The sequence below is a fragment of the Streptomyces recifensis genome, assembly GCF_002154615.1.
GTDB classification, from domain to species: Bacteria; Actinomycetota; Actinomycetes; order Streptomycetales; family Streptomycetaceae; genus Streptomyces; species Streptomyces griseoluteus.
Window position 1 is genome coordinate 1 of sequence record NZ_MUNH01000083.1, and the last position, 16,130, is coordinate 16,130.

A 16,130-nucleotide genomic window follows, 5' to 3' on the forward strand; every position below is an offset into this window, starting at 1 on the left:
GTCCTGATGCCCGCCCCGGCCGTCCCGGTGGGCCCCCGCCACCACCGCTTCCTCGGCGAACTCCAGGCCGCCTTGAGCCGGCTCGACTACACCGTCGTCCAGCACGTCGCCGTCGGCCAGGGCGACGAAGCCGCCCGCGCCTGGGCCGAGTTACGCCCCGTCGCGGTCCTCGCTCCCGGCTCCGGGCTCGGCCCGCACGGAGTCGCGGTGCTCAAGCGGGCCGGCGCCCGCGCCGTGGTGACCCTCGGCCCCGCGCGCGTCGAGGGCGCGCACGCCCTGCTGATGGACCACACCGTCGTCGGCCACCGCGCCGCCGCCCACCTCTACGACCGGGGTCGCCGCCGCATCGGGGTGATCCTCCCCGAGGAACCCGGCCTGGAGTTCTTCTCCCGCCCCCGCCTCACCGGGGTCCGCCGCGCCCTCCATGGCACCGACGCGACCGTGACCGGGTTGCCCCTCGCGTACACGGAACGGGCGGCCAGTGAACTGGCCGCCCGTCTGCCCGAGTTGGGCCTCGACTCCGTCTTCGCCCACAACGACGAGTACGCGATGCTCCTGATGCGCGCCCTGCAGGACGCGGGGCTGCGCGTCCCCGCGGACATCGCCGTGGTCGGCGCCGACGACCTGATGCTCGGCCGCCTGCTACGACCCCGGCTCAGCACCGTCCGCCTCGAACTGCCCTCCGGCCGTGAAATCGCCGAACTGGTCGACCGCGCCGTACGCCGGACCGGCGCCGAACCCGAGGTCCGCACCGTGCTGGACGCCACGCTGATCCACCGGGCGTCGAGCTAGATCACTCGCCGCCGGGCTGCTGACCCCGGCCCTCGGCCTGGCTCTGCCCCTGGCCCTGGTTCTCCTGGGCCGCGATGTCCTTGCGGACCTCGTCCATGTCCAGCTTGCGGGCCTGGTCGATGACGTCCGTGAGCGCGGGCTCGGGCAGCGCGCCGGGCTGCGCGAAGATCGCCACCTGGTCGCGGACGATCATCAGTGTGGGGATCGACTGGATGCCGAACGCCTGCGCCAGCTCCGGCTGGGCCTCGGTGTCGACCTTGGCGAACACCAGGTCGGGGTTCTCCTCGGCCGCCTTCTCGTACACCGGCGCGAACTGCTTGCACGGTCCGCACCAGTCGGCCCAGAAGTCGATGAGAACGAACTCGTTGTCCGCCACCGTCTGGTCGAAGTTCTCCTTGGTCAGCTCCACGGTGCCGCTCATGGTGTGATCCCTCTTCCTGGTGTGGAGGTAGTGCCACCGGCGGAAACATGCCCGCCACGGTGCCTATTCCGGCCGTAGTGCCCCGTCTTCCCTGCGTCCGTCCCCTACAGCTTCCCCTCAGGGAAACCTTTCGGCATTCCCGAGCCCCGGATCATGTGGCCCCAGGGACGCCCACCCACCACACTGGCCGCATGACGGAAACGGAAACCATCGCGTACGACGTCGTGGTGCTCGGGGCCGGGCCCGTGGGGGAGAACGCCGCCGACCGCGCCCACGCGGCCGGGCTCAGCACCGCGATCGTGGAGAACGAGCTGGTGGGCGGCGAGTGCTCGTACTGGGCCTGCATGCCCAGCAAGGCGCTGCTCAGGCCGGTCATCGCCCAGGCCGACGCCCGCCGCCTTCCCGGCCTCGCCGCCGCGAACCAGGGCCCGCTCGACGCCGGGGCGGTGCTCGCCCGCCGCGACGACTTCGCCTCCCACTGGAAGGACGACGGCCAGGTGCGCTGGCTGGAGGGCGCCGGGATCGCGCTCCACCGGGGCCACGGCCGCCTCGCCGGCCCCCGCACGGTCACGGTCACCGCCGAGGACGGCAAGGTCACCACACTCACCGCCCGGCAGGCGGTGGTCGTCGCCACCGGCACCCGCGCCCAGCTCCCCGGCCTGCCCGGACTCGACGAGGTACGGCCGTGGACCAGCCGGGAGGCGACCAGCTCGCAGACCGTGCCGGGCCGGCTGATCGTGGTCGGCGGCGGTGTCGTCGCCACCGAGATGGCCACCGCCTGGCAGGCGCTCGGCTCGCGGGTCACGTTGCTGGTCCGGGGCAAGGGCCTGCTCAGCCGGATGGAGCCGTTCGCCGGGGAACTGGTCGCGCAGGCGCTCACCGAGGCGGGCGTGGACGTGCGCACCGGCACCTCCGTCGAGTCCGTCAGCCGCGAGAACGGCACCGTCGTGGCCGTCACCGGCGACGGCGCGCGCATCGAGGCCGACGAGATCCTGTTCGCCACCGGCCGCGCCCCGCAGACCGACGACATCGGCCTGGACACCGTCGGCCTCGAACCGGGCACCTGGCTGGAAGTGGACGACACCCTCCTGGTCCCCGGCACCGACTGGCTCTACGGGGTCGGTGACGTCAACCACCGGGCGCTCCTCACCCACCAAGGGAAGTACCAGGCCCGGATCGCGGGCGCGGTCATCGCGGCCCGCGCGTCGGGCACCCCGCTGGACGAGGCCCCGTGGAGCGCCAATGTCGCCACGGCCGACCACTACGCCGTGCCCCAGGTCGTCTTCACCGACCCCGAGGCCGCCGCCGTCGGGCTCTCCCTCGCGGAGGCCGAGCAGGCCGGGCACCGGGTCCGCCCGGTCGACGTCGACTTCGGCTCGGTCGGCGGGGCCGGCCTGTACGGCGACGGCTACAAGGGGCGCGCCCGCATGGTGGTCGACCTGGACGAGCAGATCCTGCGCGGCGTCACCTTCGTCGGGCCGGGGGTCGGGGAACTGATCCAGTCGGCGACCGTCGCCGTCGCCGGCCGGGTGCCGCTGGACCGGCTGTGGCACGTGGTGCCGCCGTTCCCGACCCTCAGTGAGGTGTGGCTGCGGCTGCTGGAGGCCTACCGGGACAACTAGAGGCTTGCCTCAGGGGAGTTCGAAGCCCAGTGCCTCGGCCGCGGCCTCCGGTGAGGGTTGCGCCCAGCGGGCCGCCACCGCCTCGTTGGTCGACAGCGAGCGCAGTTCGGCGCGGTCGAGGTACAGGGTGCCGTCGAGATGGTCCGTCTCGTGCTGCACGATCCGGGCGGGCCAGCCGGCGACCACCTCGTCCAGTTCCCGCCCGTGCTCGTCCTGCCCGCGCAGCCGGACCCGTGCGGGCCGGGTCACCACGGCCTGCCAGCCGGGCACGCTGAGGCAGCCCTCGAAGAAGGACGCGCTGTCGGTGCCCTCCGGCCCGTACGACGGGTTGACCAGCACCCGGAAGGGCTGGGGCGCCCGGCCCCGGACCACCGCGATCTCCTCCGGCACCGGTGCCGGGTCCTCGATGACGGCGATCCGCAGCCCCACCCCCACCTGCGGCGCGGCGAGCCCCACACCGGGGGCCGCGTGCATGGTGTCGCGCAGCGCCGCCACGAAGCGGGAGAGCACCTCGGGGGCGAGCTGGCCGTCGTACGGCTCGGCCGGCCGGCGCAGCACCGGGTGCCCGGCCGCGACGATGGGCAACGGGCCGCCCGCCGCGAGGAGTTCGGCCACCCGCTCGGCCAGGGGAGCGTGATCACTGACAGGTGTCATCGCGCCAGGATGCCACGACGGCCTGCGTGGAAGCGGGGCGCGCCGCACCAACGGCCGGTGCGAAACCGGCCGTTCACACGACGCGCCCTCAAGGCTCATTCCTGCGGGAAGTCACCCGCGAGGGCGGCGGCGATCCGCAGATGCGGCGCGGCCTCCTCGTGGCGGGACTGGCGCTCCAGCGTGCGGCCCAGCATCAGCCGGGCGTAGTGCTCCACCGGGTCCCGCTCCACGATGATCCGCAGTTCCGCCTCGGCGCGGCCGAGCTGGGCGGAGTGGTAGTAGGCGCGCGCCAGCAGCAGCCGGGGCGCGGTCTGCTCCGGGACCTCCTCGACCAGCCCGGTGAGCACACGGGCCGCGTTCGTGTACTCCTTGGCGTCGAAGAACATCCCCGCCCGCTCCCAGCGCTCGGCGGCGGTGCCGTGGTCGTAGTACTTGGTGTCCACCTGAGACCTCCTTCGGCGGGTACAGCACCTCGGGTTTGTTGAATATTCCACGAAAGTCGGGGGTGTCGCCGGATGCTCCCGCGGAGGCAAGATCGTCGGTGTCCCGCTTGTCCGCCGGACCCGGAAGGAACGAACGAGATCATGCGCGACATCGTGGCCCACGGCCTGCTGGAGGCGATCGGATGACCGGCGCCGAGACTCCCGTACTGGTGCACACCATCGGCCGGGCCGCCCACCTCACGCTGAACCGTCCCAAGGCCCTCAACGCGCTGAACCACCACATGGTCCGGCTCGTCGACGAGGCGCTCACCGAGTGGGAGCGGGACCCGACCGTGAAGACGGTGGTCGTCACCGGGGCGGGGGAGCGGGGGTTGTGCGCGGGCGGTGACATCCGCGCCGTCCACGACGACGCCCGCGACGGCGACGGCACCGCCTCGGCGGAGTTCTGGCGGGACGAGTACCGGCTCAACGCGCGGATCGCCCGCTATCCCAAGGCGTACGTGGCCGTGATGGACGGGATCGTGATGGGCGGCGGTGTCGGCATCTCCGCGCACGGCAGCGTCCGGATCGTCACCGAGCGGTCCCGGATCGCCATGCCCGAGACCGGCATCGGGTTCGTCCCGGACGTGGGCGGCACCTATCTGCTCTCGCGGGCTCCCGGCGAGCTGGGCACCCACCTCGCGCTCACCGGCGCGCAGATCGGGGCGGGGGACGCGCTGCTGTGCGGGCTCGCCGACCATTACGTACCGTCCGCCGCGCTTCTGGACCTGGTGGCCGGCCTCGACGCGCTGGACGTGGCCGAGGCGCTCGCCCGGCACGGGCGTCCGGCGCCGGAGGGCGAGTTCGCGCACCGGCGGGAGTGGATCGACGCCTGCTACGCCGCCGACACGGTCGAGGAGATCATCGCCCGGCTGCGGGAGCACGGCTCACCCGAGGCCAAGTCGGCCGCCGACACCCTGCTGACCAGGTCGCCCACCGCGCTGAAGGTCACCCTGGCCGCCCTCCGCCGCGCTCGCCGGCTCGGGTCCCTGGAGGAGGTCCTCGACCAGGAGTACCGCGTCTCCTGCGCGGCCCTGAGCACGCCGGACCTGGTCGAGGGCGTCCGGGCCCAGATCATCGACAAGGACCGCTCGCCGCGCTGGTCGCCCGCGACCCTGGCGGAGGTCACCGATGTGGAGCGGTTCTTCGCCCCGCTGGGTGAGCGGGAACTCGGACTGGGGGACGCACCTCACTTGGGGTGAGCCACCGCCTTCTTCCGGAGTTCCACCGCCGTCAGCAGGCCGAGGTCCTGTCTGACGATTCGCGTCGTCGCCCGACGCGCGGCCATCGAGGCGATGTCACCGGTGAAGCCGCTGTCGGCCGGCCGGGTACGGACCCGGCGGGCGCACAGCGCGTCCTCAAAGGCGGCGGCGGTGGACTCCAGAAACGCGACGGCCCGCTCCAGTCCCGGCCGCTCCTCTGGCGGCACGTCCGCCGGCGCTCGGCTCACCGCGGCCCGGAGGGTGGGGTCCGTCAGCTCGCGTGGACCGACTCCACGCGGAAGAGGCGGGGCTGGACGTGGGTGGCGATGGTGGCGGCCTTGTCCATGTGCACCCTGGCCTCGGGGTCGGCCAGCATCGCGCGGTAGTGCTCCTCGGTCTCCCACTGGGCGTAGTTGACGACACTCTCGCCGTCCAGAGAGGCGTGGAAGTTGGCGCAGATGAAGCCGGGCTGATACTTCATCGTCTCCTCCGTGGCGCGGGAGAGGAGGTCGATCAGCTCGACCTGGCGGTCCGGGGCGACGGTGAACACGTTGATGAGCGTGGCCACCGGGCGCTCGGTGTCGATGTGTGCGGTGAGGGTCATGCCGGAAGGCTCCCCGGTCCGGCACCTCCGGCCTCCTCCCGGCCCACCGGATTCGCCCGTTCTCCGTACACTGGCGCGCATGGCATGCCGCATCAGTGAGCTGGTCATCGACGCCGCCGACCCGGAGCGGCTCGCCGCGTTCTGGAGCGACGTACTCGGCTACGTGGAACTCGGCCGGGAGGACGACGGCAGCATCGAGATCGGCCCGCCCGGCGCCGGATTCGGCGGCCCGCAGCCCACGCTCGTCCTCAGCCCCACCACCGACCCCCGTCCCGCCAAGCTCCGTCTCCACATCGACGTCAGCCCCACCGACCGCGACCAGCCAGCCGAACTCGACCGCCTCCTCGCCCTCGGCGCCCGCCGGGCCGACATCGGCCAGAGCGGCGAGGAGTCCTGGCACGTCCTGCTCGACCCGGAGGGCAACGAGTTCTGCCTCCTCCGCAGACGCCTGGATCCGGCGTAGCCCCGGCCGGCGAGGGCTACTGCTTCTGCTCCACGCGGTCCTCCACCGACTCCCGTTCCTGTGGGGCCCGTTGCTCACGCGACAGCCTGCCCGGCCACCACACCGCCGGGCCGATGTCCCGGACCAGGGCGGGGACCAGGAGAGAGCGGACGACGAGGGTGTCGAGGAGGACGCCGAAGGCGACGATGAAGGCGATCTGGACGAGGAACGCCAGCGGGATGACGATCAGCGCGGCGAACGTCGCGGCGAGGACGACGCCGGCCGAGGTGATGACGCCGCCCGTGGCGATCAGACCGCGCAGGATGCCCTCGCGGGTGCCGTGGCGGACGGTCTCCTCGCGGACGCGGGACATCAGGAAGATGTTGTAGTCCACGCCGAGCGCGACCAGGAACACGAACCCGTACAGAGGTACCGACGCGTCCGTGCCGGAGAAGCCGAAGCCGTGGCGGAAGACCAGGCCCGCGATGCCCAGCGTGGCCAGGTAGTTGAGCGCGACCGTCGCCACCAGCAGCACCGGCAGCAGAAGGCAGCGCAGCAGCGCGATCAGGATCACCAGGATGATCAGCAGGACGACGGGCACGATCAGGTTCCGGTCGTGCTCGGCGGTGCGCTCGGTGTCGTACTGCTGGGCGCTGTAACCGCCCACCAGCGAGCCGGGGTCCAGCGCGTGCAGCCGGCCGCGCAGCCGCTCGACGGTCGCCTTGGCCGCGTCGCTGTCCGGCGCGTCGGTCAGGGTCGCGTCGACCCGTACGCGTCCGTCCACCACCCGAGGGGTTCCGCCCGGCCTGCCGGTCGCGCTCAGCGGGGCGGCCGAGGCCACGCCGGGCGTCTTCGCCGCCGCCGCGGTCACCTCCGCGCCCTTGGCGGCGTCCGCGATGACGACCACGGGCTGGCCCGAGCCGCCCGGGAAGTGCCGGCCGAGCGTCTGCTGCGCGGAGACGGACGGGGCGTCGTTGACGAAGAGCTCGTCCAGGGGGACGCCCTTCGACCTGAGCGCCGGGAAGAACGCCGCGCCCACGACGAGTACGACACAGGTCGCCAGCCACACCTTCCGGGGGCTGCTGTCGACCCGGTGCGCCACCCGGCGCCACACGCCGTGGCCGCCCGTCGCCGCGTCCGCCGGGCGGGGCTTGGCCGGCCAGAACGCGGCGGGGCCGAGCAGGGCGAGTACGGCGGGCAGGAAGGTGAGCGTGGACAGCACCGCGCACCCGATGCCGATCGCGCCCACCGGGCCCAGCGCCCGATTGTTCGTCAGGTCGCTGAGCAGCAGCGCGAGCAGCCCGAGCGCGACGGTGGCCGCGCTGGCTGTGATCGCGCCGAAGGAATTGCGCAGCGCGCCCCACGCCGCCTCCGCCCGCTGGGCACCCCGCGCCAGCTCCTCGCGGAAACGGGCGGTGAGCAGCAGGGCGTAGTCGGTGGCCGCGCCGATCACCAGGATCGAGAGGATGCCCTGCACCTGCCCGTCCACCCGTACGACACCGTGGTCGGCGAGGACGTAGACGATCGCGCAGGCGATGCCGAGCGCGAACACCGCCCCGAGGATGACGACGAACGGCAGCAGCACACTGCGGTACACCAGCAGCAGGATCACGAGCACGGCCGCCAGCGCCACACCCAGAAGGATGCCGTCGATGCCGCCGAACGCGTGCGTGAGGTCGGCCTGGGTGGCGGCCGGACCGGCGACCTGGGCACGCGTGCCGGCCACCCCCGCAGCCGTCCGCTCGACCCGGTCCACCACATCGGTGACCTTCTCGCCCAGTTCCGGGCTGAGCGGGACCACACCCTCCAGCGCGGCCCCGTCCTCGGCGGGGAGCGCGGGGGACGGGCGGCCCGCCACACCGTCGGTGCCGGCCAGCGACGCCAGCGCCCGTGTGGCGGCATCGCGCTGGGCCGGGGTGATCCTCCCGCCGTCCTTGCCGGTCCACACCACCACGGCCGGGAGCGTCTCCTGCCGGTCGAAGGTCTTCTGGAGGGCGACGGCCTTGGTGGACTCCGCGCTGCGCGGCAGGAACGCGGTCTGGTCGTTGGTCGACACCTCGCCCAGCTTGCCCGCGTAGGAGCCGAAGGTCCCGCCGAGGGCGAGCCAGACGAGGACAAGGACGAGGGGGACCAGCCAGCGGACCGGTCGGCGAACGGGATTCATGCGCTCCCCAGGGAGGAGTGGGCGGATGCCGGGCAAGGTGCCTCAATCATAAAGTATCTCAATGATCGAGGGATCTGGAGATCATATCCTTGGAGACATGCAGCCCGAACGCCCGGAGGAGCGTCCTCCCAGCGACCTCCAGGGATACGCCGTCCTCCTGCGCACCCTGAACAGCGAGATAAACCGCATCGCCCACGCGTTCGCCCAGGCGCACGGCCTCCACGCCACGGACGTCCACGCGCTCGCCGCGATCATGGACGCCTCGGCTCTGGACGGCGAGCCCATGACCCCTTCCCGGCTGCGCGAGCGCCTGAACCTCACCTCGGGCGCCGTGTCGGCGTGCCTGGACCGCCTCGAACGCGCCGGCCACATCACCCGCGCCCGCGACAGCGCCGACCGCCGCGTGGTCCACCTGCACTACAACCCCGCCGCCCGTACCCTCGCCCGCCAGTACTTCACCCCTCTCGCCCGCGGCACCGAGGCGGCCCGCCGCCGCTTCACCCCGGAGCAGCTGGAGACCGTCGCCGAGTTCCTCGGTGCCCTGAACCACGAACTGGCCGCGGAGCGCTGAGACCGGGCGCGTTCCCCGAGCTGAAGTAGGGTGACCGCGCGGAAGGGGTGGGAGTGGTGCGGGAGCGGGTCACCATGGCGGACGTCGCCCGTGCGGCCGGAGTCTCCTCCGCCACGGTGTCGTACGTGCTGTCGGGCAAGCGCGCCGTCGCCCCCGAGACCCGTACGGCCGTCGAGGCGGCCATCGCCGAGCTGGGCTTCGTCGTCAACACGGCTGCCCGCAGCCTGCGTACGGGGCGTTCCAGTCTGGTGGCGCTGATCGTGCCGGACATCGCCAACCCGTTCTTCGCCCAGCTCGCGGCCACCCTTCAGGAGGAGTTGCGCGGGCTCGGTCTGCATGTCGTCGTGTGCGACACCCGGGCCCGGCGCGAGGAGGAGCGGGCGCTGCTCGCGGAGGCGGTGCAGCAGCGCTTCGCGGGGGTGGTGATCACGCCGTTCCGGCTGCTGCCGAAGGACCTCGGCGTGCTGACCGACGCGGGGATACCGGCCGTGGTCAGCGCGGACGTGCCCTTCGGCCCCGTCGACCAGGTGGCCCCGGACGCCCGGGCCGCGACCCGGCAGGCGCTGGAGCGGGTGACCGCCGCCCGGCGCCGCCGCATCGCGATGATCGCGGGCCCCCGCGACGCCACCGGCGGCGACCCCCGCCTGGAACTGCTGCGGGCGCTGGCCCGCCAGTACGGCACCGCCCTGCCCGGCGACCTGGTGGTGCGCGGCGAGCACACCCGTGAGGCCGGCGCCGAGGGCTTCGCCGAGCTGATGGACCGCCGTTACCGCCCCGACGCGGTGTTCTGCGCCAACGACGTGATCGCGGTCGGCGCCCTGGACAAGGCCCGTGAACTGGGCATCGACATCCCCGGCGACGTCGCGCTCGTCGGCCACGACGATGCCGCCTTCGCCTCCCTGGTACAGCCCCGTCTCACCACGATCCGGTATTCCGCCGAGGAGGTCGGCCGCGCCGCAGCCCGCCTGCTCCGCGAGCGGCTGGACGGCCGCACCGCCCACCGCACGGTGCGGGTGAAGGCGGAGTTCGTGGCCCGCGCCTCGGTCTGAGTCAGCACCTCATCGACCGTGCTCGTGTGGGGTGTTGCGTAATCGATTCCGTCCAATATTTTCGACTGCCGTGAGGTGCGGGGTAATCGCAGTTCAGTGCATGTTCTACGCGCGGATCGCATGCTCAGGAAGCCATCGCGGCTTGGATCAATTTCCGCAAGAGCGTTGACTTCTGGGGATTCCTGTCGTGAAGGTTGCGCCCACCACGTCCCCGGAGCGCGACCCTCGGCGCAAGGAGCACCCTCATGGTGATGTCCGTTCGCATGTCCACCGCAAGACGATGCCTGGCCGGTGCGGCGGTCCTGGCGCTCACGGCGGTGGCCGGCTGTGGCGGCGGGGGCGGTGGGGACGACGGCGCGGCCGGCTCCTCCTGCGAGCCCGCCTCCGGCAAGGTCACCCTCCAGTACTGGTCCTGGGTGCCCGGCATGGACCGCGCGGTGCGCGTCTGGAACGCCGACCACCCCGACGTGCAGGTGAAGTTGCGGACGACCCCGGCCGGGAACGCGGGTACCTACCAGAACCTGTCCAACGCGCTGAAGGCCGACAAGGCACCCGACCTCGGGCAGATCGAGTACGACTCCCTGGCCAGCTTCCGCCTCAAGGGCGGCCTGAAGAACATCCAGTCCTGCCCCCACGTGGCCCAGGCGCAGCACAAGTTCGTCGACTGGACCTGGTCGCAGGTCGACTTCGGGGCCCACGGCAAGGACGGCGTCTGGGCGATACCCCAGGACACCGGCCCGATGGCGCTGTACTACCGCAAGGACATCTTCGACCGGCTCCACCTGAAGGCCCCCGCCACCTGGGCGGAGTACGAGTCCGACGCCCGTGTGCTCAAGAAGGCGGGCAAGTACATCACCCACTTCTCGCAGACCGACCCGAACTGGTTCACCGGCCTGCTGTGGCAGAACAAGGCCACCCTGTTCGAGCGCGAGGGCGACGCCTGGAAGGTCACCGTCGACCGGCCGGAGAGCCGCCAAGTGGCCGACTACTGGCAGAAGCTCATCGACGACAAACTCGTCGCCACCGACCTCCAGGGCTTCTCGCCCGCGCTGTACAAGGCGTGGAACTCCGGCGAGGTGGTCACCTGGATCAGCGCCGCGTGGGGCTACAGCACCATCCGGGACAACGCGGCGGCCACGAAGGGCAAGTGGGCGGTGGCCCCCATGCCGCAGTGGCAGGAGGGTGACCGGCGGGCCGGAAACTGGGGCGGCTCCACCACCGCCGTCCTCTCCGGCAGCGAGCATCCGGCGGAGGCTGCCCAGTTCGCGCTCTGGCTCAACACCGACCCCGAGGCCCTGGAGATCCTCAACCGGTCCGGCGGCCTCTACCCGGCCGCCAGGTCCGGACTGACCCTGCCCGCCCTCGAGAAGCCCGTCGGCTTCTACGGCGACCAGAAGATCTTCGACGTCTTCAAGCAGGCGTCCGCCGAGGTGGACACCGACTTCACCTGGGGGCCCACGATGACCGACACCTACCGCTTCCTCAGCGACGGCACGTCGGACGTCACCGCCGGCAAGGGCACCCTCGGCGACGTGCTGAAGCGGACCGCGGCCGACAGCGCCGACTCCCTGCGCAAGCAGTCCCTCGATGTCACGCGCTGACCGGCCGCCGCGCCGGACCCTCGCCCCGTACGGTTTCCTCGCCCCCTTCTTGGTGCCCTTCGTCCTGTTCACCCTGCTGCCGGTCGGCTACGCCTTCTGGCAGAGCCTGCACAGGACCGCGCGCACCGGCGGCACCTTCGGCCGCACCCACTCGGTGTTCTCCGGCTTCGAGCAGTACGCCGACGTCGTGCGGGAGCCGTACTTCGCCGACAGCGTCGTCAGGGTCGGCCTCTTCGCCCTCGTGCAGATCCCCGTGATGCTGCTGTTCGCCCTCGTCCTCGCCCTGTTGCTGGACTCGGCCGTGGCCCGCCTGAAGCGGTTCTTCCGGCTGGTGTACTTCGTGCCGTACGGCATTCCGGGCGTCGTGGCCGCGCTGATGTGGGCCTCCCTGTACGACCCGAGACTCTCCCCGGTCACCGCCCTCCTGGAGTCGGCGGGCATCCGGGCCGACCTGCTGGGCCCCCACCTGGTGCTCTGGTCGATCGGCAACGTCGTGACCTGGACCTACACCGGCTACAACATGCTCATCCTGTACTCCGCGCTCCAGGCACTCCCCGCCGACATCGAGGAGGCGGCCCGCGTCGACGGAGCGAACGGCTGGACCACCGCGCTGCGCGTCAAGGTCCCGCTGATCCGCCCGGCGCTCGTCCTCACCGGGGTGTTCTCCATCATCGGCACCCTGCAGCTCTTCACCGAGCCGCAGGTGTTCCGGTCCATCTCGACCAGCGTGACCAGCACCTACACCCCCAACCTGGCCGCCTACTCCCTCACGGCCGGGGACGACTACGGCGGAGCCGCCGCGCTTTCCGTGCTGCTGGCCACGGTCACCTTCGTGCTGTCCTTCGCGTTCCTCCGCCTCACCACCAGGAGGCAGGGATGAGCCTGCTCACCCGTACCGACGGCGCCCACGCCACCCGCACCGGCCGCGCCTCCACGGCCGTCGCCGTCGCCTTCATGACCCTGGCCGCCTGCTACATGCTGGTCCCGGTGTACTGGCTGCTGGTCGCCGCGACCAAGAGCCAGGGCGACCTCGTCGACACCCCCGGACTGCGGCCCGCCCACTGGCACTTCGGCGCCAACCTGGCCGCCCTCTTCCGGCAGCAGGACGGCGTCTTCGCGCGCTGGCTGCTCAACAGCCTCCTGTACGCGGGCGCGGGAGCCGCCGTCGCCACCGCGCTGTCGGCCGCTGCCGGGTACGCCCTGGCCAAGTACCGTTTTCCGGGGCGCGAGTTGCTGTTCTCGGTGATCCTGGGCGGAGTCCTCGTACCGGCGACCGCCCTCGCGCTGCCGCTGTTCCTGATGTTCGCCGCGGCGGACGCCACCAACACGTTCTGGTCGGTCTTCCTGCCCAGCGTCGTCAGCCCGTTCGGCGTCTACCTGTCCCGCGTCTTCGCCGCCGCGTCCGTGCCGGACGAGGTGATCGAGGCCGCCCGGATGGACGGCGCGGGGGAGCTGCGGATCTTCACCGGGATCGCCGTGCGCATGATGTCGCCCGCCCTGGTGACCGTGTTCCTGTTCCAGTTCGTCGTCATCTGGAACAACTTCCTGCTGCCCCTGGTCATGCTCCAGGACGACGGCCTCTATCCCGTCACCCTCGGTCTGTACACCTGGCAGACGCAGACCAGCCGGCTGCCCGTCCTCCAGACCCTCACCCTCGTGGGAGCCCTGGTCTCCGTCGTGCCCATCGTGCTCACCTTCCTCCTCCTCCAGCGCTACTGGCGCGCCGGGCTCTCGGCCGGGGCGGTGAAGTCATGACCCACCCCCTCACCGCGCTCAACCACCGGCTGGGCGGCATCGGTTACGGCGGCGACTACAACCCCGAACAGTGGCCCCGCGCGGTCTGGCGGGAGGACGTCCGCCTCATGCGGGAGGCGGGCGTGAACCTCGTGACCGTGGGCGTGTTCTCCTGGTCCCGTATCGAGCCGCGACCCGGCGTGTACGACTGGGAGCCGCTGGACGAGGTGCTCGACCTGCTGCACGCCCACGGCATCGCCGTGGACCTCGCCACCCCGACCGCCGCGCCCCCGCCCTGGTTCGCCAAGCTGTACCCCGAAGCCCTGCCGGTCACCGCCTCCGGCACCCGGCTCGCCCACGGCAGCAGGCAGGTCTTCTGCCCCAGCAGCCCGGCCTACGCCGAGGCCGCCGACGCCCTGGTCACCGAGCTGGCCACGCGGTACGCGAACCATCCCGCCGTCGCGCTGTGGCACGTCCACAACGAGTGGGGCAACCACAACGCCCTCTGCCACTGCGACACCAGCGCGGCCGCCTTCCGGGTCTGGCTCAGGGAGCGTTACGACACCCTGGACGTCCTCAACTCCGCCTGGGGCACCGACTTCTGGAGCCAGCGCTACGGCGACTGGGACGAGATCGACCCGCCCCGCGACACCACCGCTTTCCGCAATCCCGGCCAGGAACTCGACTTCCGCCGCTTCTCCTCCGACGCCCTCCTCGCCCGGCACCGCGCGGAGACGGCCCTGCTCAAGCGGCTCGCCCCCGGCATCCCCGTCACCACCAACGTCATGGGCACCCTGGAGAAGAAGGTCGACGGGTACGCCTTCGCCCCCGAGTGCGACCTCGTCTCCGTGGACCACTACCTCACCGCCGCCGACCCCGAGGGCCACATCGACCTCGCCCTCAACGCCGACCTGGCACGGGGCATGGCCGGGGGCAACCCCTGGCTGCTCATGGAGCACTCCACCTCCGCCGTCAACTGGCAGCCGGTCAACGTGGCCAAGCGACCCGGTGAGCTGCGCCGCAACAGCCTCACCCACCTCGCCAGGGGTGCCGACGGCATCCTGTTCTTCCAGTGGCGGCAGTCCACGGCCGGCGCAGAGAAGTGGCACTCCGCGATGCTCCCGCACGGCGGCACCGACACCCGCGTCTGGCGCGAGGTCCGCGCTCTCGGCGCTGAACTCTCCGCCCTCGGCGAGGTGGCCGGGACGCGCGTGCGGGGCGAGGTCGCCCTCCTCTTCGACTGGCCCAACTGGTGGGCGCTGGAGCTGGAGGCCCGCCCCTCCGGCCGGCTCCGCTACCTGGAGGCGGTGCGCGAGTGGTACGCCGCCCTGTGGTCGCTCAACCTCACGTGTGACGTGGTGCCGCCGGGCGCCGACCTGACGCCCTACCGCGCGGTCGTCGCCCCGAACCTGTATCTGCTCTCCGACCGGGACGCCGGCAACCTCGACGGATACGTCCGCCAGGGCGGCCACCTGACCGTCGGCTGCTTCAGCGGGGTGGTCGACGCCCAGGACCGGGTACGGCCCGGCGGCTACCCAGGTGCCCTGCGCGACGTGCTCGGGCTGCGCGTCGACGAGTATCTGCCGCTCAGGCCCGGCGAGGCCGCGCGGCTTGACGACGGCACCCTCGCGCACGACTGGGCCGAACGCGTCGAGCCGCGCGGCTGCTCCGTCGTCCTGCGCTTCGCGGACCACCCCGGCGGCGGTCCGGCCGCAGGCGGTCCGGCCGTCACCCGCCACGCGTACGGCCGGGGCAGCGCGCGGTACGTCGCCACGCGCCCCTCGGCCGGCACCCTGCGCGAGCTGATGCGGGCGTCGGCCGAGGACGCAGGTGTGCGTCCCGTCGCCGCCGAGGGGGTCGAAGCGGTGCGTCGGACAGGGCCGCAGGGCGGCTATCTGTTCCTGATCAACCACACCGACGACGACGTGACGGTCCCGGTGCGGGGCACCGGGCTGCTGGACGCCGAGGTCGGCGACCGCGGCGCCCTGGTCCCCGCCGGGGGAGTGGTCGTCGTCCGCGAACATGGGTGACGGAGTGCTGCCCGCGGAGTACGACGAGCCCAGCGGCACCGTCGTGCTGCGGACCCGGACCACCTGTTACGTCCTGCGGGTGGACCGCTCGCGGGGTCTCGTGCTGCATGTGCACTGGGGTGCGCAGGTGCCCCTGCGGGACGCGGTCGGGTTGCCCGTGCGGAGCGAGCACGACAACAGCTTCGCCGGGCGCTTCGACGGGGTGGAGGAGTATCCCGTCGAGGGCGGCGCGCGGTTCGGGATGCCGGCGCTGGAGGTCCGGTTCGCCGACGGGCAGAGTCCGGTCGAGCCCGAGGTCACCGAGGTCCGGGTGGTCGGGGCGGGGCATCTGGCCGTCTCGCTGCGGGACCGGGTGCGGCCGCTGGCGTGGGAGACGCACTACCGGGTGCCGCCCGGCGCCGATGTCGTCGAACGCTGGACGGAGTTCGAGCACACCGGCGCCACCGGTTCGCTGCTCCTCGTACGCCACGCCGCCGCCCACTGGCCGCTGCCCCGGCGGCAACGGTGGCGGATGTCGGCCGTGCACGGCGGCTGGTCCGACGAGCACCGGCTCGCCCGTACCGAGGTGGCCGTGGGCGAGACCACGCTGACCAGCAGGCGTGGCCACACCGGTCACCAGGCCAACCCGTGGGTCGCGCTGGACACCGGTGCCGCCGACGAGGAGCACGGCGAGGTGTGGGCCACCGCCCTCGCCGCCAGCGGCAGTTGGCGCCTGACCGTGCAGCGGACGGCGGCCGGGGAGGTCGGCGTGGTGCTGGGGGA

At 72.3% G+C, this 16,130-nt stretch carries 17 protein-coding genes; 11 read left to right on the top strand and 6 right to left on the bottom strand.

What is annotated here, in order from left to right; translation table 11 throughout:
• Positions 1-792, top strand: a 792-nt coding sequence (locus CCN33_RS05440) for a substrate-binding domain-containing protein (RefSeq protein WP_107483903.1), incomplete at its 5' end; no start/stop codon positions are given.
• Position 793: 1 nt separating this feature from the next.
• Here CCN33_RS05440 and trxA read toward each other — a convergent pair.
• Positions 794-1,213: a thioredoxin gene (gene trxA / locus CCN33_RS05445; protein WP_086691677.1), complete on the bottom strand. Its 420-nt coding sequence runs from the start codon at positions 1,211-1,213 to the stop codon at positions 794-796.
• A 191-nt stretch (positions 1,214-1,404) separates the two neighbouring features.
• Here trxA and CCN33_RS05450 point away from each other — a divergent pair, with 191 nt between their 5' ends.
• Positions 1,405-2,835 (top strand): dihydrolipoyl dehydrogenase family protein, encoded by a 1,431-nt coding sequence (locus CCN33_RS05450; protein WP_086691679.1) that lies wholly within the window; start codon positions 1,405-1,407, stop codon positions 2,833-2,835.
• A gap of 9 nt (positions 2,836-2,844) precedes the next feature.
• Here the strand turns inward: CCN33_RS05450 and CCN33_RS05455 are convergent, their stop codons facing one another.
• Positions 2,845-3,489 carry a peptide deformylase gene (locus CCN33_RS05455; protein ID WP_086691681.1) on the bottom strand — a complete coding sequence of 215 codons (645 nt, stop codon included), beginning with the start codon at positions 3,487-3,489 and terminating at the stop codon, positions 2,845-2,847.
• A 95-nt stretch (positions 3,490-3,584) separates the two neighbouring features.
• Positions 3,585-3,932 (bottom strand): tetratricopeptide repeat protein, encoded by a 348-nt coding sequence (locus CCN33_RS05460; RefSeq protein WP_086691683.1) that lies wholly within the window; start codon positions 3,930-3,932, stop codon positions 3,585-3,587.
• A 182-nt stretch (positions 3,933-4,114) separates the two neighbouring features.
• Between CCN33_RS05460 and CCN33_RS05465 the strand changes: the two genes are divergently transcribed.
• The gene (locus tag CCN33_RS05465) at positions 4,115-5,173 is read left to right on the top strand and encodes an enoyl-CoA hydratase/isomerase family protein (protein ID WP_107483904.1); all 1,059 of its coding nucleotides are present in this window, start codon (positions 4,115-4,117) and stop codon (positions 5,171-5,173) included.
• Here the strand turns inward: CCN33_RS05465 and CCN33_RS05470 are convergent.
• The gene (locus CCN33_RS05470; protein ID WP_140394473.1) at positions 5,161-5,421 is read right to left on the bottom strand and encodes a hypothetical protein; all 261 of its coding nucleotides are present in this window, start codon (positions 5,419-5,421) and stop codon (positions 5,161-5,163) included. The two genes, CCN33_RS05465 and CCN33_RS05470, sit on opposite strands and share 13 nt — an antisense overlap.
• Positions 5,422-5,444: 23 nt before the next feature.
• Positions 5,445-5,777 carry an antibiotic biosynthesis monooxygenase family protein gene (locus CCN33_RS05475; protein ID WP_086691691.1) on the bottom strand — a complete coding sequence of 111 codons (333 nt, stop codon included), beginning with the start codon at positions 5,775-5,777 and terminating at the stop codon, positions 5,445-5,447.
• Positions 5,778-5,856: 79 nt separating this feature from the next.
• Between CCN33_RS05475 and CCN33_RS05480 the strand changes: the two genes are divergently transcribed.
• Positions 5,857-6,240, top strand: a complete 384-nt coding sequence (locus tag CCN33_RS05480) for a VOC family protein (RefSeq protein WP_086691693.1) — start codon at positions 5,857-5,859, stop codon at positions 6,238-6,240.
• 16 nt (positions 6,241-6,256) lie between these two features.
• On the opposite strand, the gene CCN33_RS05485 is transcribed toward CCN33_RS05480, so the two are convergent.
• The gene (locus tag CCN33_RS05485; RefSeq protein WP_086691695.1) at positions 6,257-8,383 is read right to left on the bottom strand and encodes an MMPL family transporter; all 2,127 of its coding nucleotides are present in this window, start codon (positions 8,381-8,383) and stop codon (positions 6,257-6,259) included.
• 97 nt (positions 8,384-8,480) lie between these two features.
• Between CCN33_RS05485 and CCN33_RS05490 the strand changes: the two genes are divergently transcribed.
• The 7 genes from CCN33_RS05490 to CCN33_RS05520 all read left to right on the top strand — a co-directional run.
• On the top strand, positions 8,481-8,954 hold the full coding sequence (locus tag CCN33_RS05490; RefSeq protein WP_086691697.1) for a MarR family winged helix-turn-helix transcriptional regulator: 474 nt from the start codon (positions 8,481-8,483) through the stop codon (positions 8,952-8,954).
• 74 nt (positions 8,955-9,028) lie between these two features.
• A complete protein-coding gene (locus CCN33_RS05495; RefSeq protein ID WP_086691709.1) occupies positions 9,029-10,003 on the top strand; it encodes a LacI family DNA-binding transcriptional regulator in 975 nt (324 codons plus the stop codon).
• 245 nt (positions 10,004-10,248) lie between these two features.
• The gene (locus CCN33_RS05500; RefSeq protein WP_086691699.1) at positions 10,249-11,604 is read left to right on the top strand and encodes an ABC transporter substrate-binding protein; all 1,356 of its coding nucleotides are present in this window, start codon (positions 10,249-10,251) and stop codon (positions 11,602-11,604) included.
• Entirely contained in the window at positions 11,591-12,484 is an 894-nt protein-coding gene (locus CCN33_RS05505) for a carbohydrate ABC transporter permease (RefSeq protein ID WP_086691701.1), read from the top strand. Before CCN33_RS05500 ends, CCN33_RS05505 begins: the two co-directional genes overlap by 14 nt.
• Entirely contained in the window at positions 12,481-13,359 is an 879-nt protein-coding gene (locus tag CCN33_RS05510; protein WP_086691703.1) for a carbohydrate ABC transporter permease, read from the top strand. Before CCN33_RS05505 ends, CCN33_RS05510 begins: the two co-directional genes overlap by 4 nt.
• Positions 13,356-15,368, top strand: coding sequence for a beta-galactosidase (locus CCN33_RS05515; protein WP_086691705.1), 2,013 nt, complete (start codon positions 13,356-13,358; stop codon positions 15,366-15,368). Before CCN33_RS05510 ends, CCN33_RS05515 begins: the two co-directional genes overlap by 4 nt.
• Positions 15,361-16,130 (top strand): glycoside hydrolase family 36 N-terminal domain-containing protein (locus CCN33_RS05520; protein ID WP_279628147.1); only part of this gene is annotated, 770 nt, incomplete at its 3' end. The genes CCN33_RS05515 and CCN33_RS05520, both read left to right, overlap by 8 nt.